A 23,723-nucleotide genomic window follows, 5' to 3' on the forward strand; every position below is an offset into this window, starting at 1 on the left:
ATTTCAATGGGCTTTTACTTTTATATCGATGTTCAAATCGTTATTTTTGTATAACTAAATTAATCATCACAATTAAAATATAAAAATATGAAAGTAACAGTTGTAGGAGCAGGTGCTGTAGGGGCAAGTTGTGCAGAGTATATTGCTATTAAAAATTTCGCATCAGAAGTTGTATTAGTGGATATTAAAGAAGGTTTTGCAGAAGGGAAAGCAATGGATTTAATGCAAACAGCCTCTTTAAATGGTTTTGATACTAAAATTACTGGTACGACTGGTGATTACAGTAAAACTGCGGGTTCTGATATTTGTGTAATTACCTCTGGTATTGCTCGTAAACCAGGAATGTCTCGTGATGAATTATTAGGAATTAATGCAGGAATCGTAAAAATGGTTGCTACTAGTTTAGTGGAACAATCACCAAATACGATTATTATTGTAGTTTCGAATCCTATGGATACGATGACCTATTTAGTACACAAAGCGACTGGATTGGCTAAAAATAAAATTATAGGAATGGGTGGAGCCTTAGATTCTGCACGTTTTAAATATCGTTTAGCAGAAGCTTTAGGTGCGCCTATTTCTGATGTTGATGGAATGGTAATTGGTGGACATTCTGATAAAGGAATGCTTCCTTTAACGCGTTTAGCAACTCGTAATTCTGTACCTGTTTCTGAATTTTTATCAGAAGAAAGATTAGAAAAAGTATTGCAAGATACCAAAGTTGGTGGTGCTACTTTAACTGGTTTATTAGGAACTTCTGCTTGGTATGCACCAGGAGCAGCAGTTTCAGGAATGGTACAAGCGATTGCTTGTGATACTAAAAAAATATTCCCTTGTTCAGCATTATTAGACGGTGAATTTGGTTTGTCTGATTTATGTATCGGAGTTCCTGTTGTTTTAGGAAAAGACGGAATTGAAAAAATCGTTGAAATTAATTTATCAGAAGCAGAAAAAGCAAATTTAGTTGCCTCTGCCGAAGCAGTAAAAAATAACAATGCTGCTTTAAACTTATAAAAAATAATTCTTTACTATTTTTTAAAGCGATAAAAAAACCCGTATAATTTTAATTATACGGGTTTTTATTTTTGATGTTATTTTAATATAAAAGCACTCAAATTAATAAAAGTTAAACCGATTGCTGTACTTCAAAAAGTTCGCCATCTTCACATTTTAATGTTTTTTGCTTAAACTTCACAATTAATTGATAATCATGTGTTGCCATTAAAATTGTTTTCCCGCTTTTATGAATTTCATTTAATAATTCCATGACTTCTAACGATGTTTTCGGATCTAAATTTCCTGTTGGCTCATCAGCTAAAATTAATTCAGGATCGTTTAATAAAGCCCGAGCAATCGCAATTCGTTGTTGCTCCCCTCCCGATAATTCAAACGTGTTTTTATAGCATTCTTCTTGCATGCCAACTTTACCCAACACTTCGTGAATTTTATTTTCAATCTCAACTTTATCTTTCCAGCCAGTTGCTTTTAAAACAAATTCTAAATTTTTAAACACATTTCTATCATTTAAAAGCTTAAAATCCTGAAAAACAATACCTAATTTTCTTCTTAAAAAAGGAATGTCATTTTGTTTGGTTGCTGTTAAATCGAATCCTACAATTTCTCCGACACCTTCTTGTAATGGTAAATCGCCATATAGCGTTTTTAATAAACTGCTTTTTCCACTTCCTGTTTTTCCTATCAGATAATAAAAATCCCCTTTATGTAAACTAAAATTAACGTTTGATAATACGAGCGTATCTTGCTGATAAATATCGGCATTTTCAAGATGTAAAACAGGTTTTTCCATTTTTTATATATCGTTAATTTGATTTAATTCGAGTTGTTACAAAGCTAAAATTTTATTACTTAATTCTAGAACATTTCTTACTTTTGATGTATATTTTAACACATCGTTTACCAACAAAAATAAAAAAAGAACGTTATAGTTCTTATAATTAAAATAGATAATTAAAAAACATGAGATTTATTTATTCAAAAAAAAGCTATTATCTATTATTTTTAATAGCATTTTCTACTATTTCAACTACGATAATAGCACAAGAATCGGAACTAAATATTGGGGTAAAATCCAAGTATTATCAAGCGATAAAACTGTATAACAATAAGGCATATGGTGCCGCACAAGCCTTATTCAAAGAGGTTTATAAAAATTCTGAATCCCATAAAAATATAAAAGCCGATGCCCATTATTACGATGCCATGTGTGCCATCAAACAAGGACAAGATGATGCCAATGAAAAAGTGTTGGCATTTGTAAGAAATTATCCGCAGAACAATAAAAAAGAAAAGGCTTTTTTAAATGTCGGAAACCATTATTTTGCCAACAGAAAAGCCGCACACGCCTTAAAATGGTATCAAAAAGTAACCATAAATCAATTAAATAAACCAGAAAGAGATGAATTAAATTATAAAATGGGCTATGCACTACTGGTTTCTAATTATCTAAAGGATGCAAAAGAACATTTTAAAACCTTATTAGGAAGTTCTGTTTATGGAAACGATGCCCGATATTATTTCGGATATATCGCCTATAAACAAGAAAATTTTGGCGAAGCTGAAGATAATTTAAGCCAATTAGCAAACGATGCAACCTACAAAGCAAAAGCAAATTATTATATTTTAGATATCAGCTTTAAAGCAGGACGCTTTGATAAATCAATAAAAATTGGAGAACAACTGTTAACAGCATTAAAAGAATCAAAGAAAAATAAAAAAGAGGAAAAAGAAATTTCTCAAATCTCTAAAATAGTAGGAGAAAGTTATTTTAATCTGAAAAAATATGAGGCTTCTATTCCCTATTTAAAAGCCTACAAAGGTACAAACGGAAAATGGAAAAACACCGATTATTATTATTTAGGATATGCCTATTATCAGCAAAAAAACTACGAAGAAGCCATTAATAATTTTAATAAAATTATTGATGGAAGCAACAAAGTAGCACAAAATGCGTACTATCATTTAGGCGAATGTTATTTGGAATCGCAGAAAAAAATGGAAGCCTTAAACGCTTTTAAAAATGCCAGCGAAATGGATTTCGATGCCAAAATAACCGAAAGTGCTTGGCTAAATTATGCCAAATTAAGCTACGAATTAGGAAATCCTTATCAAAGTGTTCCCGAAGTTTTAAAAGGGTTTTTAGCTAAATATCCAAACAATACCAACGCCAACGAAATTAGCGATTTGCTAATTACCTCCTTCTTATACCAACAAGATTATCAAGGTGCATTAACATATTTGAAAAACTCTAAATCAGCAAAAAATAAAAATCTTGTCAACGAAATTTCTTTGTACAGAGGAATTCAATTATTTAATGAAAATAAACTGCTCGAAGCAACACCACATTTTGAAAAAGCAACCCTATCAATAAACGAAATTACTCGTAATAAAAGTATTTTTTGGCTTGCGGAAACTGATTATACTATCGGAAATTATCAAAATGCCCTGAACCACTTTTTACAAATCTCCAATACAGATTTTAAAGAAGCTGAAAAATTACCGTATCATATTGCCTACACCTATTTTAAACTGAAAAATTATCAAAAATCAGCCGAATATTTCCAGCAATTTTTAAATACAAAATTAAATGATAACAACTTAAATGATGACGCTTCTAACCGATTAGGAGATTCTTTTTATGCCTCTAATAAATTTTCAGAAGCGATTAATTCGTATCAAAAAGTAATTGAACAAGGAGGCGTTGGTGCAGATTATGCCCAATATCAAACAGCGATGAGTTACGGTTTTATGGGGAAAAATACCCAGAAAATTATCGCCTTTAAAACACTTGAAAATCAATATCCTGATTCTCAATTACAAGATGATGCCCTGTTTCAATTAGCAACCACTTACACAACGGTAAACAACACCCAAAAAGCTCAAAAAACATACGAAAATTTATTAGCAAAATATCCAAATAGTAATTATGTTCCCAATGTACTTTTGCGTCAAGGATTATTATATAATAATCAAAATGATAAGCAAAAAGCATTACAGAAATATAAAGAAGTCGTTGCAAAACACCCAAATTCGAAAGAAGCAAAACAAGCCGTTAGCAACGTGAAAAATGTATATATCGACCTAGGAAAAGTAGATGAATACGCCACTTGGGTTAAAAATGTACTCTTTATAAATGTTACCGATGCCGACCTCGATAACGCAACCTATCAATCGGCTGAAAATAAATTCCTTGAAAATAAAAACCAAAAAGCAATTATCGGTTTTAAAAAATATTTAACCGCTTTTCCAGCTGGAATACACGCCTTAAATGCACACTTTTATCTCGCCGAAGCTTATAATAATACCCATCAATTTAAAAGTGCAATCCCTAATTATAGCTATGTAATTCAACAAGAAAAAAGCGAATTTACCGAAATTGCACTCACTAAACTTGCCAAAATATATCTGGAAAAAGAAGACTGGAATAACGGAATTACAATCCTCGAAAAATTAGAGAAATCAGCCAATTATCCGCAAAATATTATTTTTGCACAAAGCAATTTGATGAAAGGATATTATCAAAAAGAAAACTATAACAATGCAATTTCATACGCAGAAAAAGTATTAGCAACCGATAAAGTAGCCACAAATATTACCGAAGATGCTAAAATAATTATCGCACGCTCCGCCTTTAAAACAAACGATTTTGTAACCGCTGAAGAATATTTTTACGAAGTAAGCAGAAAAGCAACAGGAGAATTAAAAGCAGAAAGCCTATACTATAACGCCTTCTTTTTAAATGAAAATAAAGAATATCAAGCGTCTAATAAAGCCGTGCAAAACTTAATCGCCAATTATTCTTCCTATAAATATTGGGGCGTGAAAAGTTATATTATCATGGCAAAAAATTATAACGCACTAAATGATGCCTATCAAGCAACCTATATCTTAGAAAATATTATCAAAAATTTTACCGAACATAAAGATATTACCGAAGAAGCAACTAGCGAACTTAGAGCCATCAAAATTAAAGAAGCGAAAACAAACGAATCTGTTAGTACTAAAAACTAAAATTCGTTCAAATTTATACTCGAAATTTTATACTCGGCAATTTATATTTAAAAAAAATAATTCAAAATTAATTCAAAAATTTAATGATTAATTCAATGATTAATTTAATACAAAAATACTCAATACTACTTGTTTTATTCGTGATATCAATCGCAAATGCACAAGAAAAAAAACAAGAAAACAAACAGGAAAATAGACAAGAAAAAAATGCCATAAAAACAGATACCATCATAAAAACAGAAGTCGTAAATGTTGTTACTTCCTACGTTCCAAAAATTACAGATGCTTTTAAAATCAAACAAAAACCACAAATAGAACACACCAAAGAAACTCAAAAAAAAGCACTAGAATATACCATTTTTTCCGTACCCGTTGCCTCTACTTTTATCCCCAAAAGTGGCGTAATGAAAAAAATTGATTTAGGAAAAAAAGAAGAATTTTATCCAAACTATTTCGCCTTAGGTTTCGCCAATAAAATGACTCCATTTTTTGAAGCATCTATTAGAAAAAATGAAAATTATGACAGCGAATTTGGTGCAGATTTAAAATTTTTACTATCGTCAAATCCTATCGAAAATAGCCAGCTCAATAGCACATATTATACCATGGGTTTGAAATTATTTTATACCCAATACGAACGCTATTACAACTGGAAAGCTGGAATTAATGCTTCTAGAAATAAACATAATTGGTACGGTTTACCTGAAAATATCAGCTTTACAGATGCCACAATTAGCCGTATCGAACCCGAACAAGCATATAATTCAATCCATGTTTTTGGTGAAGTTATCTTTGATGATTCTTTTATTTCATCAGCAAACACAAAGGTTTCTTTATTTTCTGATATACTAAGCAGTAGTGAATTTGAATTTGATGCAGATGCAACCTTTAAATTCCCGTTAGATGTTATTTATCGTGATTTAAACGACTTGGAAATAAAAACAACTCTTACGTATTTAGGAACTAAATTTGAAAAATCATATCTGAAATCAACAACAAATTCAAACAATTCAAACAATTCAGACGGATTAAAACACAGCTTTTTTACTTTTGGAATACATCCAAGTTACGAATTTTTAGCACACGATATTTCCGTGAAAATTGGAGCTAAAACATACTTTTCAATGGACATCGAAAATAGTCAAAATAATATTTTTGTATATCCTGATGTTGAAATTTCATATCCTATTGTAAAAGAATATCTAACCATCTTTTTGGGAGCTTCTGGAGATTTAAAAACCAATTCGTATCAATCTTTAGCAAATGAAAATCCGTATATTTCACCCACGCAAAAACTCCTACAAACCAACGAAAAATACAATGCTTTTGCTGGGTTTAGAGGGAAATTACCCAATCAATTTAGTTATCATCTAAAAGCGAGTTATGCCGATATTGAAAATAACGCTTTTTCAAGCATACAGCAATCAAAATCGAATGGAAAAAATATCGCTGGAACAGATGCTTTCTCCTTCCTCGGATACGATTACGGAAACTCTTTTAATACCGAATATGACGATATTACAAAAGTTTCTTTCTTCGGTGAACTTGCTTTTGATGGCTTCAAAAATATGAGTTTAGGAATTAATGGACAATTCAACCAATTTACGCTTACCAACGAATTAGCACCTTGGAATACACCAGAAATAAAAGGAGAATTTTTTGCAACCTACAAAACTCATAAATGGTATGCTGGAACAAATTTATTCTTTGTCGGAGAACGAAAAGCAAAAGAATATAACGTAATCCCTGAAACAACATTTAAAACAATCGATTTAGAAAGTTATTTCGATATTAATTTAAATGGAGGCTATCATATAAGCGATTCTTTTTCAGTATTTCTACATCTGAATAATATTTTAAATACGGATTACCAAAGATTTAATAATTTTAACGTACAAGGTTTTCAAGCAATGGGCGGATTAAGCTGGAAATTTGATGCACTTTTTTAAAAAAAATATATTTTAACTATAAAAATGCATCTTTTTAAGGTTTTTAACGTCTATTATATGAACTTTAAAACCAAAAATTATGAACCATAAAAATCAATGTACGTGTAATTGCGAAGGATGTAAAACAGGAAATTGCTTAAATTGTACCTGTGAAAATTGTACTTGTAATCATTGTAATTGCTAAAATTTACTAGCATACAAAATGTATAAAATATAACAGTAATTATTTTTCATTAAATAATTACTGTTTTTATTTCAGAAAAAAATGACCAAAAAACAAGCCAAAATAGCAACCGTAACATCAGAATTAACAACCAATTATATTTGGAAAAAATATAGTGACGACCTTAAATATTTTATCTTAAGTAACGTTAAAAATGCCAGCAATACTGACGATATCCTACAAGATACGTTCATTAAAATACACACCAAAATAAACACCCTAAAAGATACTACAAAACTCAAATCATGGGTTTTTAGCATTGCCCGAAATTCAATACTCGATTATTTTAAAAATAACAATAAAACATTCGAATTTGCCAATTTCGAAACCTCTACAAATATAAAATCCGCAGAAATACACACCGCTAAAGATTGTTTAGAAGGTATCTTAAAAAATCTACCTAAAAAATATCGAATCCCTTTACTTTTATCAGATATACAAGGCGTAAAACAACAAGAAATTGCCGATACTTTACAACAAAGTTTATCAACAACAAAATCGCAAATTCAAAGAGGTCGCAAAATGATAACGAAAGGTTTTATCGATTGTTGCGGATTTGTAACAAACGAAAATGGCAAATTAGTGGGCGAAATTAAAGATAAAAAAGATTGTAAAATCTGTAATTTATAACCTGTAATTTATTTGACAAATCGCTTCTTTAAACCATCGATAATAATAGCGTGGTCTTGCTTGTCGTGAAGCCCTGAAACCGATACAATAGCAACCATTCCCACATTTTTAACAAAAATAGGAATCGAACCGCCTCGAGCTAAATATTCCTTCGAATCTAAGGCAAAAGTGCCATTTAACGTCATTTTTCCTTTCTTTAATTGATGTTTTACACTCAATGAACTTTCTTCAAAATTTTTAACAACATTCGCTTTACGGCGTAACCAATTCAGCTTATCGGCAGGTAAATTATCATCAACATATAAAAATATCGTGTAATTTAATCGCTCGATTTTTACCGCAACACGCTGTTGGCGTTCTTTGGCTAAATCTACAATCGCCATACCGATTTCAAGCCCTACTCGATTACTAAAACTCTCTAATTCTATTTTTTTAATGATGTTATCATCTTCATTTTTAGGCAATTTTTCAAGGTTTTTTTGAGAATATACATTGGTCAATATTCCAAAAATAATTATGATAATAATTTTTTTCATCTTAATGGATTTCTTTACTATTTTTATGTTGCAAAGTACAAAAAACTACAAAAATAGTCTTAACTATTCTCTACAATCGCAATTTCAGCATCGGTTAAATTGTATAATTTATAAACCATCGCATCAATTTCTGTATCGGTTTGATTTATTTGTGTTTTTAACGCCTGAGCTTCGGCTTTTTTTACCATAAAAACATCCATCCAATCCATTTCATCTAGTTTTGTAAGTACGGGAATTATTGGCTGTTCGTTTTTTACAAGTTCTTTATTATTGCTTTTTATCGCCTTGTTGAGTTCTTTTATAAAATCGCCAAATTCTAAATCGTGCCAGTTTTGAAGCTTTTTTGATAACTTTTCTAATTGAAATTTTTGCTTTAGATAGTTTTGGAAATTGTTAGATGTTAAATTATTTTTATTTGATAAATTAATTAATTTTTCTGATAAGACAGATAATTCTAAATCTATATTGTTAAAATTATTTGAAATTGGAATTGTTGTTATTTTATCTCTTCTAAAATCGTAAAAACCACCTTGTAATGTTGTACAAATATTTTTCAAATAAAAGAATACAAGTTTAGAATTTAAAAAAGCTAATAATGATTTTGAGTCAGTAGAAATAAAGAAATTATTATCTAACAAAAAAACCTCTCCTTTTTCATCAAGATAAAAATTACCTCTATTATTTATTCTTGGATATATAATTTTAGGCTGTTGCATTTCTTCATAGTAAGCACAAGCTCTCAAATTCCAATAATTAACACCTTGGTCATATCTTTTTATTAATACATCTTTATAATTATCTAACTCTTCTTTTATATCTGGAAAATCATTAAGAATATCTAAATCATATCCTGTAAATAATAAATATTTATCTTGAAAATTAAATGTATTTCTTTTTACTTCTTTACCTGTAGCTAAAACCTTTATTTGTTCTTTATTTTTAAAGTTTTTAGTTATTAATTCTTCTCGCTTTTCTGAATCAATTGTAAAAGCTTCATTTCTCCCTGTTGTTAAACCCCTAAATACTTTTTTATCAACAAAATCGCCTAAACTTATAGAATCTTTTTTTATTTTTTCTAAAAGTTTAAATGAAGTAATATCAATAAAATTCCACATTTCATCAGTTAAAGAATCACAAGAAACTAAATGTTTTTTATTTTCTAAAGTGATAATTGGGTCGTCCGTATTATCTCTTTTATTAATTTCAGAAAACAAAAATGTTTTTGCTTTATTATCCGATTTTTTATTTAAAATATAAATAATTGGATACGTAGTTGCATCGGCAAAAACAGGATAATCATCAAAATCTAACAATAATTCTAAATTAGCATCTTCCTTCATAACCTTTCTTATATTTTTCCCATAAGTGGCTTTTAGAAATTTATTAGGCAGAATAAATGAAAACAAACCTTTTTCATTCATTAAATTAATACCTTTTTCAATAAAATAAGTATATAAATCGGCTACACTATTATAGCATTTATAATTTTTTTCTAAATAAGGTTTTATCTCTTTAAATAATTCTTGTCTAACATACGGCGGATTTCCAATAATCACATCAAAACCGCCATTTTCAAATATTTGAGGAAACTCATTTTCCCATTTAAAGGCTTTATCTCTTGCAACGGTTTTACTATCAATTAAAGAATTTCCACATTTAATATTGCTATTTAAGTTGTTTAATTTTCGTCTAGGTTGTGCGGTTCTTAGCCAGAGAGAAAGTTTCGCAATTTCTACGGATTCTTCGTTTAAATCGACTCCAAAAATATTATTTTCAAGGATTTTATTTTCAATATCAGGAAATACAAAACCACCGCCTAAAAGTTTGGTTTTTAGTTCGTCAATATAGGTGTGTTCTTTAATTAAAAAATCTAAAGCTTGGTTTAAAAATGCTCCCGAACCACAAGCGGGGTCGCAAATAGTCAGTTTTAATAACCAATCTCGATAAACATCTAAGAACGAAACTAATTTAATAATCGTTGTTTTATTTCTGTTTTTTCGTCCTTTAAAATAGTCATCTTCTTTGATACCAAGTTCTGTTTTCTTTTCGGTACAAAGTTTACCAACGGTATTATCTACAATATATTTTGTGATGTATTTTGGCGTATAAAAAACGCCATCTTTTTTACGTTTACTTGTTTGTTTATCAAAATTTGAACCTTGAATTTCAGCATTTACACTTTCAATTTCATTTAATGAATTTTCAAAAATATGTCCTAAAATATTTACATCAACTTGGCTATCAAAATCATATTCCGATAATTTTTTAGTATGTTTATACAGTAAAGTATCATCTAAAATAAGCGAATCTAAAACGGCATCAGGTTTAAAAAGTCCGCCATTATAAGCGAAAATTTCGGCTTTTTTGTCTGTTCCTTCTCTACCAGTATCTAAATATTTAAAATACAGTTTAAAGCGATTATATAACGGAACTTCAACATCTAAATCTTTTAATTTATCCCAATTTTCAAGGATTTGAAGTGTTGAATTTGGCGGTAATAAACCTCTATCTTCGGCAAAGAAAATAAACAGAAATCTATCAATTAATTTTTGCGATTTTTTAAACAGACTAAGTTTGATATTTTTATTAATGCTATCAATATTTTCTTTTTCCTGTTCGGTTCTAAAAACAGGATTCTTTAAATTCTGTTTTATTAAATCTCTATATAATTCTCTTTTAAAAAGCGAATAATCGTTATAAAATTCTTTCGTAATTTGTTCTTCTTTAACTACGGATGCTTCTTTAATTTTTAAAGGAATATTATTTATGATATTATCTTTATGCAAGCACAAATACAAGAATTGAAACTGTTCTTTAGTAAGTTCAAAAAGATTAAATTCTTCAAATTCGGTGGCATCGTTTATATAGAATCGTAATTTTTCAAAATTGGAAGTAATTACATAAACACAGCCTTTCTGATTTGCTTTATAATCAAAAGCTTGTTTTCTGATGCTTTCTAAATCCTTGGTTTTCGTGCCTTTTAATTCGATAACGGCAATAGCAATATTATCGTTTAAAATTGCGCCATCTGCTTTTCGTGCATTTGTTTGATTTTTATATTCGGCAACTAGGTTAAAATCGGCATTTGGTTTTAGGGTATAATCTAAAATAGTAACAAATAATTCCGTTAAAAAAATACCTTGATATTCTTCTTCTTTTGAGCTTCTGATATTTTCTTGTATGGTAGGATTTAGAAAATACTTTGTGTATTTTTTGTAGGCTTTTTCTACAATTTCTTTTTCTTGAAGTTTGAGATGTTTTTTTAATACGGATTTTTGAAATAACGACATTTATAGCTTTTTTTATTGCTGATAAATTTACTTTAAAAAAGTTGTATCGAAAATTTTTTTAGTGTTGAAAATGATAAAAATAAAATAATGATTTTTTCAATAATAAAGTCGATGAAAAATATGGGCGAATAAATTTCCAAAAAAGGGCAGATATATTTACAAAAAGGATAGACGGATTTCAAAAAAAAAGTGGGGCAGACACATAGGTCTGCCCCTACATCGATAATCCGTAGGGGCGAACCTATGTGTTCGCCCAACCTATGTGTTCGCCCAACCTATGTATTCGCCCAATCTGTGTGTTTGCAAAACAGAGCAGATGGATTTCAAAAAAAAAGTGGGGGCAGACACATAGGTCTGCCCCTACATTGATAATCCGTAGGGGCGAACCTATGTGTTCGCCCAACCTATGTATTCGCCCAACATATGTATTTACCCAATCTATCTATTTAAAACTAAGAAACAACAAAATTGCTGACACATTTGCTGACACAGAAAACATTTAAACAACAAAAAACCTTACTATTTCTAGTAAGGTTTAAGTGAGCCCTGGAGGATTCGAACCTCCGACCGCCTCCTTAGAAGGGAGGTGCTCTATCCAGCTGAGCTAAGAGCCCGTAGTTTTTAAAGTTGCTACGTACAACTGTGTCGGGGTGGCAGGATTCGAACCTGCGACCTCCTCGTCCCAAACGAGGCGCGATGACCGGGCTACGCTACACCCCGATTAGTCATCTTAATTGCGGAGAGACAGGGACTCGAACCCTGGCGACAGTCACCCGTCGACAGATTAGCAATCTGCTCCATTACCACTCTGGCACCTCTCCTAATTTAATAACTGTTATAAATAACAACCTTAAATTGCGAGTGCAAATCTACATCTAATTAAAAGATTTCACAAGCTTTTTTTTATTTTTTTTCGTTTTTTTTTCATCATTCTGGATACTCGATACGTAAATGATAGATACTCATTAATTTAACTTTAATAATTTTTTTTATTTTTTCTATCTCTCTAAAGGTGATATCGGAATTTATAAACTGATTATCGTTTTTTTGCTTCTCAATAATTTTATCAATTAAAATATCCACCGATTGTGCTGTTGGATTTTTTAAACTCTTTGAAGCCGCTTCTGAAGCATCACACATCATTAAAATTGCTGTTTCTTTTGAAAAAGGAATCGGTCCTTGATATTGATATTTTTTGATATTTACTGCCTCTTCCCCGTGTTCTTCAACTGCTTTTTTATAAAAATAATACGCAATAGTTGTTCCGTGGTGAGTTCTTATAAAATCAATAATTCTATCGGGTAAATTATTTTTCTTTGCAATTTCAATTCCATTAATTACATGATTTAGAATAATTTGTGCGCTTTCTTCTGCTGATAAATCATTATGAGGATTTACACCTGTTGATTGATTTTCGCCAAAATACATCGGATTTTCCATTTTACCAATATCATGATACAACGCACCAGTTCTAACTAACATTGAATTTGCTCCTATTTCATTGGCGGCTGCTTCTGCCAAATTCGCCACCTGCATCGAATGTTGAAAAGTTCCTGGAGCTTTTTCATTTAAATCTCTTAACAACTTCGAATTGGTATTCGATAATTCTAATAACGTAACATCAGAAACCAATCCGAAGATTTTTTCATAAAAATAAATGAAAAATACCACCAAAAATGATAACAATCCATTGGCAGCAAACATTCCAAAATACGACCAATTTATTTTATCGGCACTTCCTTCTTTCAAAATGGAAAAAGCAAAATAAGTAAGCATATAAATTAAGGTAATCTGACCAACCGATATAAATAAACTCGCCCGTTTATAAAGCTCTGAAACTGTTAATATTGCTACAATTCCAGCAATAATATGAAGATAAATAAATTCAAAACTATTGGGTACAATAAACCCTAATAATAACACCGTAAGCACGTGTGTAAAAAGTCCTAAACGAGCATCAAAAAAAGTTTTTAATATAATCGGTAAAATACTCAACGGAACAACATACAGATATTCAGGATTAAATTTAACAACCAAGGTTTGTACGAAAATTATAAAAAAAACATTGAAAATAATAAACGTAACAGTATTATTATCATTAAAAATTTCTAATCGATATTTATGAAGAAATAATAAGAGCATCAACAAGGCTAAGGACACTAAAATTGTGTATCCGAAAACAATCCAATTATAATTCGATTTGGTTAAAAGTTGCGAACTCGAGGCTTTTTCATACGATTTTAAAACATTAAATTTCGTTGCTTTTACAATATCGCCTTTTAAAATAATTAATTCTCCTTTTGATACCTTTCCTTTTACATACGAAAGTTGTTTTAAAGCTTCGTTTAATTCTTTTGTACTATATTTTGTATCAAAAATAACATTCGGTTCGAGTGCTTCGGATAAACGATTTAAAAGTATTTCTTGTTTTTGAGCATCGACTTTATGCGTATTTTCGGCGATAAATTTCAGGATATCTTTTGATTGTACTAATCTAGCAAAAGGCACATCTTCAATAGCATTTCCTTTTCTTAGCAAGATTAATTCATCTTGATTTGCTTTGGGAATACTAGCGTCTTCTAAAAAACCGTAGGCATATATTTTGTTGATAATCGTTGTTCCCAACTCTTTTAAAACGGTCAAATCTTTGGTTGCTAATGAATCTGATAGCGTTATTTTTCGAATATAACTGGTTAAAACACGTGCGGGAGTTTCTTCATTATACACGAAATATTTTTTTAAATTATTGCTGATTTCTTTTGTTTCTTCATCAATTTCTTTGGCTGTTTTTTCAATGGCAAAATCAAAAGGAGCGTATAAATTATCGTATTGCCAAGGTTTTCCTTGCGTATAATCGTATTTAAATTGTCCTGCTTTTGGGAATAAATATACAATTGCCAAAACGGCTATCAGAAACAATAATACTTTATAGATAATCGCATTATTTTTATATAGTTTATTGATAAAATCGTTCATTTTTAATATTTAGATATGTAAATATAACCTTTCCGTATTATTTTGACTCCTTATTATAAAATGGTTATTTTAGCAGAAGAAATTTAACAAATTCCATCAATATGAAAGAAGTAGTAATTGTATCGGTCGCAAGAACACCAATAGGTAGTTTTTTAGGAAGTTTATCAAGCATACCCGCGCCAGAATTAGGGGCAATTGCCATAAAAGGTGCGTTGGCTAAAATAAATTTACAGCCCGAAATAGTTGATGAAGTTTTTATGGGAAATGTTGTTTCGGCTGGTATCGGACAAGCTCCTGCACGTCAATCGGCTATTTTTGCAGGGATTCCAAATACCGTTCCTTGTACTACGATTAATAAAGTTTGTTCATCAGGAATGAAAGCGATTATGTTAGCAAGTCAGGCAATTGCTTTAGGCGATGCCGAAATTGTAGTTGCTGGAGGAATGGAGAATATGAGTTTAATTCCGCATTATCAACACGCTAGAAAAGGGAATAAATTTGGTTCGATCACCCTAGAAGATGGCTTATTAAAAGATGGTTTAGTTGATGCTTACCAGCAAGTTTCGATGGGTGTTTTTGCTGATGCTTGTGCTACCGAATATAATTTTTCAAGAGAAGAACAAGATGCTTTTGCGATGGAATCGTATGAGCGTTCGGCAAAGGCTTGGAGCAAAGGAAATTATGCCGATGAAATTGTTCCTGTTGAAATACCACAACGTCGTGGCGAACCTATTATTTTTTCGGAAGATGAAGAATATAAGAATGTAAAAATGGATAAAATTCCTGCCTTACGCCCTGCTTTTTCTAAAGATGGAACCGTAACCGCTGCGAATGCTTCTACAATTAATGACGGTGGTGCCGCTTTAATTTTGATGTCTTTAGAGAAAGCTACAGAACTAAATTTAAAACCTTTAGCAAAAATAAAAAGCTATGCTGATGCGGCTCACGAACCAGAAAATTTTACGACAGCTCCTTCAAAAGCATTGCCAAAAGCCTTAAAAAAAGCTAATATTTCAATTGATGATGTTGATTATTTTGAATTAAATGAAGCATTTTCAGTAGTTGGTTTGGCGAATATGAAAATTTTAAGTTTATCTGCCGATAAAGTAAATATTAATGGTGGGGCAGTTTCTTTGGGGCATCCTTTAGGAGTTTCAGGAGCAAGAATTGTAATTGCTTTAACCTCGATATTAAAACAAAAAAATGCCAAAATTGGAGCGGCGGCAATTTGTAATGGTGGCGGTGGTGCAAGTGCAATGATTATCGAAAGAATGTAAATTTTAATAAAACAAATAAATGCAATTAACCTCTTTTGGAATTTGTAATTTAAGTAGTATTCCCATGCGTTTTGAAGCTAGCGATACTTCAGAAATGGTAAATCAAGTTCTTTTTGGCGAACATTTTAAAGTGCTAGAAAAAAAAGATAATTGGACTAAAATTGAATTGGCTTTCGATAAATATCAAGGTTTTATTGACACGAAACAATACCAAGAAATTAGCCAAGAAATCTATAACAATTTATCATCCGAAGAACATAAAAACTATTCGGGTGATTTTATTAATCTTGTTGATTTTAAAGATGATTTTGAAGATGATAATTCTAAAAATCAGCAAAAATTAACAATTCCTTTGGGAGCTAGACTTCCTTTTCTAAAGGATGGAGAATTTAATATCAAGCTAAAAAAATATACTTATCAAGGGAAAATCTATGATAAAAAACAAGATATTACCAAAACAGCGATGTTATTTTTAAATGTGCCGTATTTATGGGGCGGGAAATCTGTTTTCGGGATTGATTGCTCAGGATTTACGCAAATGGTTTACAAATTATGTGGCTATACTTTATTACGTGATGCCAGCCAACAAGCTACACAAGGCACGTCTGTAAGTTTTATCGAAGAAAGTAAAACGGGTGATGTCGCTTTTTTCGATACTTGTTTTGATACTTCTTTTGATGATGAAAAATCAGCAAAAATAACACACGTAGGAATTATTTTAGATAATAATACGATTATTCACGCACACGGAAAAGTTCGTATTGATACGCTAGACCACAATGGAATTTATAATACCGATTCAAAAAAATATACCCATAAATTAAGAATTATAAAGCGTTTTATTTCATAATATATTTTAAAAAATAAAACAGGCTCATAAAAAAACCGAAACATTTTACGTTTCGGTTTTTTTTATATTTTAATTGATAAAATTAGGAAGTTTTAGCTTATTTTTTAGCTTAAAAACTATCTTAATGATTTGTATAATGTTCTATATTCAGTTGCTTTCGCTTCCATTTCTAAAACTTCATATAAGTTCATTAATGTTTTAACAGTATCAACACTTCTTTTAATCGCATCTGCTTTTTCTAAAAATGGTAATGCTTCTTTATATACTTCTTTTTGCTGTAAAGCTAAAGCGTCATATTTTTTATTGTTGCTTAAATTTTTATTCATTTCCTCAACAATTTTTTTATCTTTTCCTAAGACAACAACGGCTAAGTTCATGTAAGCATCTCCATAATCAGGATTTAATTCGATTGCTTTTTTGTAGTATTTTTTAGCCTCTTCAGCTCTTCCTTGATTAAAGTTTACAACTCCTAAATTGTAGTATAAAGTAGGATTTTCAGGATCTAAAGCAACTGCTTCGCTCATTAATTCTCCAAATTTATCCATTTTATTAAGCTTCACATACATATCCGCTTCATTTAACAATAAATTTAAATCTTTTGGATTTGCTTTTCTTGCTTCCGCTAATGCCTCGATCGCTTCATCAGTTTTACCTTGTTCTTTTAACAAAAGTGCTACATTTTTAACGATAGTCGCTGTTTTAGACTCTGTAGATTTGTTCTTCGGATTAGTATATTGTTTCGTTTTCACTAATAAGTCTCTATTTTTTTTAGAACCTAAATTTTCAACTTCTCCTGTTAATTTACTCGTTGCTAAATATTGCGTTTCAATACCTGTATAACCAACTTTTCGTAATTCTCTATAATATTTAATTGCCGTATCATATTCCTTTGCTTGTGTAGCCGATATTGCTGCATTATAAGCAAATGAAGTATCTTTTGGACTTAATACGTATGTTAAATAAAAGTTTTCAGCAGCGTTTTTATAGTCTTTTTTATTGTTATATAAATCGACAGCTTTATCAGAAACTTCTTGAATCATGGTATTCAAGATAGGTTTTGCCTGTTCAGAGTATTTACTTTTACCCATCGCTAACAAGCTATTTAAAGCCGTTGCAGCATTTTCATAATCTTTTGTAGCGGCTAATGCTTTTCCTTTTAAAAAGTAAAACTTAGAAGTATATTTAGCTTGAGCTTTATCCATTACTAATTTTTCAGCAGCATTTAACGTAGTAATTGCTGTTGTAAAATCTTGTTTTTTTATGGCTTTCTCTGCTGTTTTCAATTCTGATTTTTGAGCTAATAATCCTAATGATGCTAAACCTAAAGAAAGTGTTAATAATTGTTTTTTCATTTTAGTTCTTATTTATTTATTGTTATTCTTGATCTTCGTTTGTGTTATTTTCAATTTCCGTGCCGTTTTCAACTGTAAGTTTTTCTACATCTTGAGTTTCTTCTTCGACTTCTTCTTCACGCATTACTTTTGCTACTGCAGCAATGCTATCATTTTCTTTGATGTTAATTAAACGAACACCTTGTGTTGCACGTCCCATCACACGTAAATCTTCCACAGCTAAACGAATGGTAAGTCCTGATTTGTTGATAATCATTAAATCATTTGAATCGTCTACATTTTTAATCGCTACTAATTCTCCTGTTTTTTCTGATATATTTAAAGTTTTCACTCCTTTTCCACCACGGTTTGTAACACGATAATCTTCTAATTTAGAACGTTTACCATATCCTTTTTCAGAAACCACCAAGATATTACTATCCATATCATTTACGGCAATCATTCCTATTACCTCATCTTTATCATGTTGTAAACTTATACCACGAACACCAGATGCGGTTCTTCCCATTGGGCGCGTTTTCGCTTCTTCAAAACGAATCGATTTACCCGATTTCAAGGCTAACATTACTTGACTATCACCAGTTGTTAATTTTGCTTCTAAAAGCTCATCACCTTCTTTAATGGTAATGGCATTAATACCGTTAGTTCTTGGACGAGAATATTGTTCTAAAGAAGTCTTTTTAACCTGACCTTTTTTAGTCGCCATAATTACATAATGACTATTGATATACTCTTCATCTTTTAAATCTTCAGTAACTAAAAATGCTTTTACTTTATCATCAGGTTCAATATTGATTAAGTTTTGCATCGCTCTACCTTTGGTATTTTTTCCTCCTTCGGGGATTTCATACACACGCATCCAGAATACTTTTCCTTTTTGAGTAAAGAACATCATATATTGATGATTTGTTCCGATAAATAAATGCTCTAAGAAATCTTCATTACGAGTTGTTGCACCTTTTTGCCCACGTCCGCCTCTATTTTGAACTTTATATTCATCAAGATTCGTACGTTTTACATATCCTGCATGCGAAATAGTTACCACAACTTTCGAGTTTGGTATCATATCTTCGATACGCATATCGCCACCAGCATAATGAATTACTGAACGACGTTCATCACCATATTTATCTCTAACATGAATTAATTCATCAGTAATTATTTGATAACGTCTTGGTTCGTTTGCTAAAATATCTTTTAAATCAGTGATTGTTAACATTATTTCATCAAACTCACCACGTAACTTATCTTGTTCTAAACCAGTCAATTGACGCAAACGCATTTCAACAATAGCTTTTGCTTGAATTTCTGTCAATTCAAAACGTTTGATTAAACTCTCACGAGCTTCATCACCATTTTTAGAAGCACGAATAATTTTAATTACCTCATCAATATTATCCGAAGCAATAATTAATCCTTCTAAAATATGCGCTCTTGCTTGCGCTTTCTTTAATTCAAATTCTGTTCTACGAACAATAACTTCGTGTCTGTGTTCAACAAAATAATGAATTAATTCTTTTAAGTTTAATTGCTCAGGACGACCGTTTACTAATGCAATATTATTGACACTAAACGACGTTTGTAATTGCGTATATTTAAATAATTTATTTAAAACGATATTAGGAATTGCATCACGTTTTAAAATATAAACGATACGCATTCCGTTTCTATCAGATTCATCACGAATATTCGCAATTCCTTCTAATTTTTTATCATTGACTAACTCCGCAGTTTTTTTAATCATTTCTGCTTTGTTCACCTGATACGGAATTTCAGTAACAACGATACATTCTCTTCCTTTTACTTCTTCGAAAGAAGTTTTAGCACGCATTACAATACGACCTCTACCAGTATGAAAAGCATCACGCACACCTTCGTACCCGTAAATAGTTCCTCCTGTAGGAAAATCTGGGGCTTTAATGTGTTCCATTAAGCCATCAATATCGATATCGTTATTTTCGATATAAGCAATCGTACCGTTTACAACTTCTGTTAAGTTGTGTGGTGCCATATTTGTTGCCATACCTACTGCAATACCTGACGCTCCGTTTACTAATAAGTTCGGAATACGCGTTGGTAACACGGTTGGTTCTTGTAGGGTATCATCAAAATTTAAGCGATGATCTACGGTATCTTTTTCAATATCCGCCAACATATCTTCGGATATTTTCTGCATTCTTACCTCGGTATAACGCATTGCTGCTGGAGAATCTCCATCAACAGAACCGAAATTCCCTTGTCCATCAACCATCATATAGCGCACACTCCAGTTTTGTGCCATTCGAACCATCGAATCATATACAGAAGTATCTCCGTGTGGGTGATATTTACCCAGTACTTCCCCTACAATTCTTGCTGATTTTTTATATGAACCTGTTGCTTTAATACCCAATTCATGCATCCCGAATAAAACTCTTCGATGAACTGGTTTTAAACCATCTCTTACATCTGGTAATGCTCTTGATACAATAACTGACATTGAATAATCAATGTAAGCTGCTTTCATTTGCTCTTCAATGTTGATCGGGATCAACTTTTCGCCATCTGCCATATATAATTCTTTAAAATTCTTATTTTGTTAATAAAAAGTAACTTTCATACTTTATCAAAAAGCACTAAAAACAATGCTAATGTAGCTATGTTTCTTAAAACATTGCAAGATACGATAATGACACCTTTTATACAAAAAATAAAGTTATTGTTTTAATGATACTTATCAACAATTTTAGCTATTTTTAAGCATTAACAACGTATATTTAACACACTAAAAAAAACGCTTAAAAACTACTTGGTATCTTTTTTGTTATTTTTAAGAAAAAACCTAAATTTACCATCATACAACTAAATTTTATGGACGATAATTTTTCACCAGAAGTTAAAAATGTAATTACTTTCAGTAAAGAAGAAGCCTTACGACTAGGACACGACTTTATTGGAACAGAGCATTTATTATTAGGTTTGATAAGAAAAGCAGACGGAAAAGCCATGGAAATATTAACTACTTTTAACGTAGATTTAGAGTTAGTTAGTACTAAATTGGAGCAATTAAATCCAGTAACTTCCTCATCAAACAACACCGAATCAACTAGCTTACACCTTACAAGACAAGCTGAAAAAGCGATACGAACAACCTTTTTAGAGGCGAAATTATATCAAAGTACCACTATTGATACCGCACATTTATTGTTATGTATTTTACGTAACGAAAATGATCCGACCACTAAATTGCTTAAAAAATATAACGTGACTTACAAAAAAGCAACCGAAATTTATAAAGAATTTCATTTAGAAGATTTGCCAGAAACACCAACTTCCGAAACACCTTCGGATAGTAATTTTCCTGGTGATAAATTAGATCCTTTTGGAAGATCGAACACCAACAAAGACAAACAAGATAAAAAATCGAAAACACCTGTTTTAGATAATTTTGGACGCGATTTAACCGCATTCGCCATTGCAGGAAAACTAGATCCTGTTGTTGGACGTGTAAAAGAAATTGAACGTGTTTCGCAAATTTTAAGCAGACGTAAAAAGAATAATCCAATGTTAATTGGAGAACCTGGTGTTGGAAAATCGGCAATTGCAGAAGGTTTGGCTTTAAGAATTGTAGAACGAAAAGTGTCAAGAATTTTATTCGATAAACGAATCGTTTCCTTAGATTTAGCAAGTTTAGTCGCTGGAACAAAATATCGTGGACAATTTGAAGAACGCATGAAAGCCCTGATGAATGAACTCGAAAAAAATGACGATATCATTTTATTTATTGATGAAATTCACACCATTGTAGGCGCTGGAGGTGCAACAGGTTCTTTAGATGCTTCCAATATGTTGAAACCTGCGTTAGCTCGTGGCGAAATTCAATGTATCGGTGCTACAACTTTAGATGAATACAGAACAAATATCGAAAAAGATGGCGCCTTAGAACGTCGTTTTCAAAAGGTAATTGTGGAACCAACAACGGTTGAAGAAACTATCCAAATTTTACACAATATTAAAGGAAAATATGAAGCACATCATCAAGTTTCATTTACCGATCAAGCTATTGAAGCTTGTGTAAAATTAACGAATCGATATATGACAGACCGATTTTTACCTGACAAAGCAATCGATGCTTTAGATGAAGCTGGATCTCGAATTCATATCACCAATATTGTCGTACCAGAACAAATCATCGAATTAGAAGCGAAATTAGAAGAGATTCGAACGCAAAAGAAAACTGCCGTAAGTGGTCAAAAATACGAAGAAGCAGCAAAACTTCGTGATGATGAAAAAAATATTGAAACAGCCCTCGATTCTGCGGAAAATCAATGGGAAGAAGATGCCAAATTAAACCGTGAAATTGTTACCGAAGACAACGTTGCTGAAGTCGTTTCGATGATGACTGGAATCCCTGTAAATAGAGTTGCCGAAGCTGAAAGCCATCGTTTAGCCGATTTACCAAACATGATTAAAGGAAAGGTTATCGGGCAAGACGAAGCGGTAACCAAAGTGGTCAAAGCAATTCAACGAAATCGTGTGGGATTAAAAGATCCTAATAAACCAATTGGTTCGTTCATATTTTTAGGTTCAACAGGTGTTGGAAAAACACAATTAGCAAAAGTTTTAGCCCGTGAATTATTCGATTCTAGCGATTCTTTAATCAGAATTGATATGAGTGAATATATGGAAAAATTTGCTATTTCTCGTTTAATCGGAGCGCCTCCAGGATATGTCGGATACGAAGAAGGTGGACAATTAACCGAAAAAGTTCGTAGAAAACCATATTCTGTAATTCTTTTAGATGAAATTGAAAAAGCACATCCTGATGTATTTAACATGCTTTTACAAGTACTCGATGATGGGCATATTACCGATAGTTTAGGGCGTAAAATTGACTTTAGAAATACCATTATTATTATGACTTCGAATATCGGAGCGCGTAAAGTAAAAGATTTTGGTGCGGGAGTTGGTTTTGGTACTGCTTCTAAAAAAGATCAGGAAGATGCACACGTAAAAAGTATTATTGAAGGCGCTTTGAAAAAATCATTTGCTCCTGAATTTTTAAACAGAATTGATGATGTTATTATTTTCAATTCATTAGAACGTGAAGATATTCATAAAATTATCGATATCGAATTAGAAAAATTATTAGCACGTATTGCTGATTTAGGTTATAAATTAATCCTAAGCGAAAAAGCAAAAGATTATATCGCTGATAAAGGTTTTGATAAAAAATACGGTGCCAGACCTTTAAAAAGAGCCATTCAAAAATATATTGAAGACGCTTTAGCCGAAGAAATTGTAAACTCAAAACTAGATGAAGGCGATACTATTTCAATGGATTTAGATCAAGAAGAAAATAAACTAGTTATCAATATTGAAAAAGGCGAAAAACCAACAGAATCTCGTACTGAAATATCAGAATAACGATCAAAAAATAATTCTAAAAACTCCTAAGATTTTTCTTGGGAGTTTTAGTTTTATTAACTATATTTAACTCACTATTTTTTATAATTTCACTTTCTTTCTGATAGAAAAAATCAAAAATAAAAAGACGTTAAAATACCGTTCCAAATTCTTTTGATATTCTTTTAGTCTTTTCTTTGATAAAAAACCTAAAAAAAAGTAACTTT

13 protein-coding genes and 3 tRNA genes are annotated in these 23,723 nt (G+C 31.2%); 7 read left to right on the plus strand and 9 right to left on the minus strand.

What is annotated here, in order from left to right:
* The first annotated feature begins 87 nt into the window (after nucleotides 1-87).
* Nucleotides 88-1,014 carry a malate dehydrogenase gene (locus tag L0U77_RS00500; RefSeq protein WP_233900592.1) on the plus strand — a complete coding sequence of 309 codons (927 nt, stop codon included), beginning with the start codon at nucleotides 88-90 and terminating at the stop codon, nucleotides 1,012-1,014.
* A gap of 112 nt (nucleotides 1,015-1,126) precedes the next feature.
* Here L0U77_RS00500 and L0U77_RS00505 read toward each other — a convergent pair whose 3' ends face one another.
* Complete coding sequence (locus L0U77_RS00505) at nucleotides 1,127-1,807, minus strand: cell division ATP-binding protein FtsE (RefSeq protein WP_101917903.1); 681 nt, start codon at nucleotides 1,805-1,807, stop codon at nucleotides 1,127-1,129.
* Nucleotides 1,808-1,977: 170 nt separating this feature from the next.
* Between L0U77_RS00505 and L0U77_RS00510 the strand changes: the two genes are divergently transcribed.
* From L0U77_RS00510 to L0U77_RS00520, 3 genes are all read left to right on the plus strand, one after another.
* Nucleotides 1,978-5,028, plus strand: a complete 3,051-nt coding sequence (locus tag L0U77_RS00510; protein WP_233900596.1) for a tetratricopeptide repeat protein — start codon at nucleotides 1,978-1,980, stop codon at nucleotides 5,026-5,028.
* A gap of 95 nt (nucleotides 5,029-5,123) precedes the next feature.
* On the plus strand, nucleotides 5,124-6,977 hold the full coding sequence (locus L0U77_RS00515) for a porin family protein (protein WP_233900598.1): 1,854 nt from the start codon (nucleotides 5,124-5,126) through the stop codon (nucleotides 6,975-6,977).
* Nucleotides 6,978-7,242: 265 nt separating this feature from the next.
* On the plus strand, nucleotides 7,243-7,830 hold the full coding sequence (locus tag L0U77_RS00520; RefSeq protein ID WP_193699677.1) for a sigma-70 family RNA polymerase sigma factor: 588 nt from the start codon (nucleotides 7,243-7,245) through the stop codon (nucleotides 7,828-7,830).
* Between the two features lie 8 nt (nucleotides 7,831-7,838).
* Here the strand turns inward: L0U77_RS00520 and L0U77_RS00525 are convergent, their stop codons facing one another.
* The 6 genes from L0U77_RS00525 to L0U77_RS00550 form a co-directional block, all read right to left on the minus strand.
* Nucleotides 7,839-8,366 carry a heme-binding protein gene (locus tag L0U77_RS00525; protein WP_233900599.1) on the minus strand — a complete coding sequence of 176 codons (528 nt, stop codon included), beginning with the start codon at nucleotides 8,364-8,366 and terminating at the stop codon, nucleotides 7,839-7,841.
* A 59-nt stretch (nucleotides 8,367-8,425) separates the two neighbouring features.
* On the minus strand, nucleotides 8,426-11,656 hold the full coding sequence (locus L0U77_RS00530) for an Eco57I restriction-modification methylase domain-containing protein (RefSeq protein ID WP_233900601.1): 3,231 nt from the start codon (nucleotides 11,654-11,656) through the stop codon (nucleotides 8,426-8,428).
* A 540-nt stretch (nucleotides 11,657-12,196) separates the two neighbouring features.
* Nucleotides 12,197-12,270, minus strand: a tRNA-Arg gene (locus tag L0U77_RS00535).
* Nucleotides 12,271-12,301: 31 nt separating this feature from the next.
* Nucleotides 12,302-12,376: transfer RNA gene (locus L0U77_RS00540), tRNA-Pro, on the minus strand.
* 17 nt (nucleotides 12,377-12,393) lie between these two features.
* Nucleotides 12,394-12,477: transfer RNA gene (locus L0U77_RS00545), tRNA-Ser, on the minus strand.
* A gap of 106 nt (nucleotides 12,478-12,583) precedes the next feature.
* A complete protein-coding gene (locus tag L0U77_RS00550; protein ID WP_193699674.1) occupies nucleotides 12,584-14,632 on the minus strand; it encodes an HD family phosphohydrolase in 2,049 nt (682 codons plus the stop codon).
* 101 nt (nucleotides 14,633-14,733) lie between these two features.
* Between L0U77_RS00550 and L0U77_RS00555 the strand changes: the two genes are divergently transcribed.
* Both L0U77_RS00555 and L0U77_RS00560 read left to right on the plus strand, forming a co-directional pair.
* Entirely contained in the window at nucleotides 14,734-15,909 is a 1,176-nt protein-coding gene (locus L0U77_RS00555; protein ID WP_233897009.1) for an acetyl-CoA C-acyltransferase, read from the plus strand.
* A gap of 19 nt (nucleotides 15,910-15,928) precedes the next feature.
* Nucleotides 15,929-16,759 (plus strand): C40 family peptidase, encoded by an 831-nt coding sequence (locus L0U77_RS00560; RefSeq protein ID WP_233897008.1) that lies wholly within the window; start codon nucleotides 15,929-15,931, stop codon nucleotides 16,757-16,759.
* A 116-nt stretch (nucleotides 16,760-16,875) separates the two neighbouring features.
* On the opposite strand, the gene L0U77_RS00565 is transcribed toward L0U77_RS00560, so the two are convergent.
* Nucleotides 16,876-18,111 carry a tetratricopeptide repeat protein gene (locus L0U77_RS00565; RefSeq protein WP_233897007.1) on the minus strand — a complete coding sequence of 412 codons (1,236 nt, stop codon included), beginning with the start codon at nucleotides 18,109-18,111 and terminating at the stop codon, nucleotides 16,876-16,878.
* A 22-nt stretch (nucleotides 18,112-18,133) separates the two neighbouring features.
* Nucleotides 18,134-20,662 (minus strand): DNA gyrase subunit A, encoded by a 2,529-nt coding sequence (gene gyrA / locus L0U77_RS00570; RefSeq protein ID WP_233897006.1) that lies wholly within the window; start codon nucleotides 20,660-20,662, stop codon nucleotides 18,134-18,136.
* Between the two features lie 299 nt (nucleotides 20,663-20,961).
* On the opposite strand from gyrA, the gene L0U77_RS00575 reads away from it, so the two are divergent.
* Complete coding sequence (locus L0U77_RS00575) at nucleotides 20,962-23,517, plus strand: ATP-dependent Clp protease ATP-binding subunit (protein ID WP_101917913.1); 2,556 nt, start codon at nucleotides 20,962-20,964, stop codon at nucleotides 23,515-23,517.
* The last annotated feature ends 206 nt before the right edge of the window (nucleotides 23,518-23,723 follow it).

The organism is Tenacibaculum piscium, from assembly GCF_021390715.1.
GTDB classification, from domain to species: Bacteria; Bacteroidota; Bacteroidia; order Flavobacteriales; family Flavobacteriaceae; genus Polaribacter; species Polaribacter piscius.

Coding starts and splice junctions, on each gene's coding strand:
- L0U77_RS00500 (WP_233900592.1), top strand. CDS start 88: ATGAAAGTAACAGTTGTAGGAGCAGGTGCTGTAGGGGCAAGTTGTGCA.
- L0U77_RS00505 (WP_101917903.1), bottom strand. CDS start 1,807: ATGGAAAAACCTGTTTTACATCTTGAAAATGCCGATATTTATCAGCAA.
- L0U77_RS00510 (WP_233900596.1), top strand. CDS start 1,978: ATGAGATTTATTTATTCAAAAAAAAGCTATTATCTATTATTTTTAATA.
- L0U77_RS00515 (WP_233900598.1), top strand. CDS start 5,124: ATGATTAATTTAATACAAAAATACTCAATACTACTTGTTTTATTCGTG.
- L0U77_RS00520 (WP_193699677.1), top strand. CDS start 7,243: ATGACCAAAAAACAAGCCAAAATAGCAACCGTAACATCAGAATTAACA.
- L0U77_RS00525 (WP_233900599.1), bottom strand. CDS start 8,366: ATGAAAAAAATTATTATCATAATTATTTTTGGAATATTGACCAATGTA.
- L0U77_RS00530 (WP_233900601.1), bottom strand. CDS start 11,656: ATGTCGTTATTTCAAAAATCCGTATTAAAAAAACATCTCAAACTTCAA.
- L0U77_RS00550 (WP_193699674.1), bottom strand. CDS start 14,632: ATGAACGATTTTATCAATAAACTATATAAAAATAATGCGATTATCTAT.
- L0U77_RS00555 (WP_233897009.1), top strand. CDS start 14,734: ATGAAAGAAGTAGTAATTGTATCGGTCGCAAGAACACCAATAGGTAGT.
- L0U77_RS00560 (WP_233897008.1), top strand. CDS start 15,929: ATGCAATTAACCTCTTTTGGAATTTGTAATTTAAGTAGTATTCCCATG.
- L0U77_RS00565 (WP_233897007.1), bottom strand. CDS start 18,111: ATGAAAAAACAATTATTAACACTTTCTTTAGGTTTAGCATCATTAGGA.
- gyrA (WP_233897006.1), bottom strand. CDS start 20,662: ATGGCAGATGGCGAAAAGTTGATCCCGATCAACATTGAAGAGCAAATG.
- L0U77_RS00575 (WP_101917913.1), top strand. CDS start 20,962: ATGGACGATAATTTTTCACCAGAAGTTAAAAATGTAATTACTTTCAGT.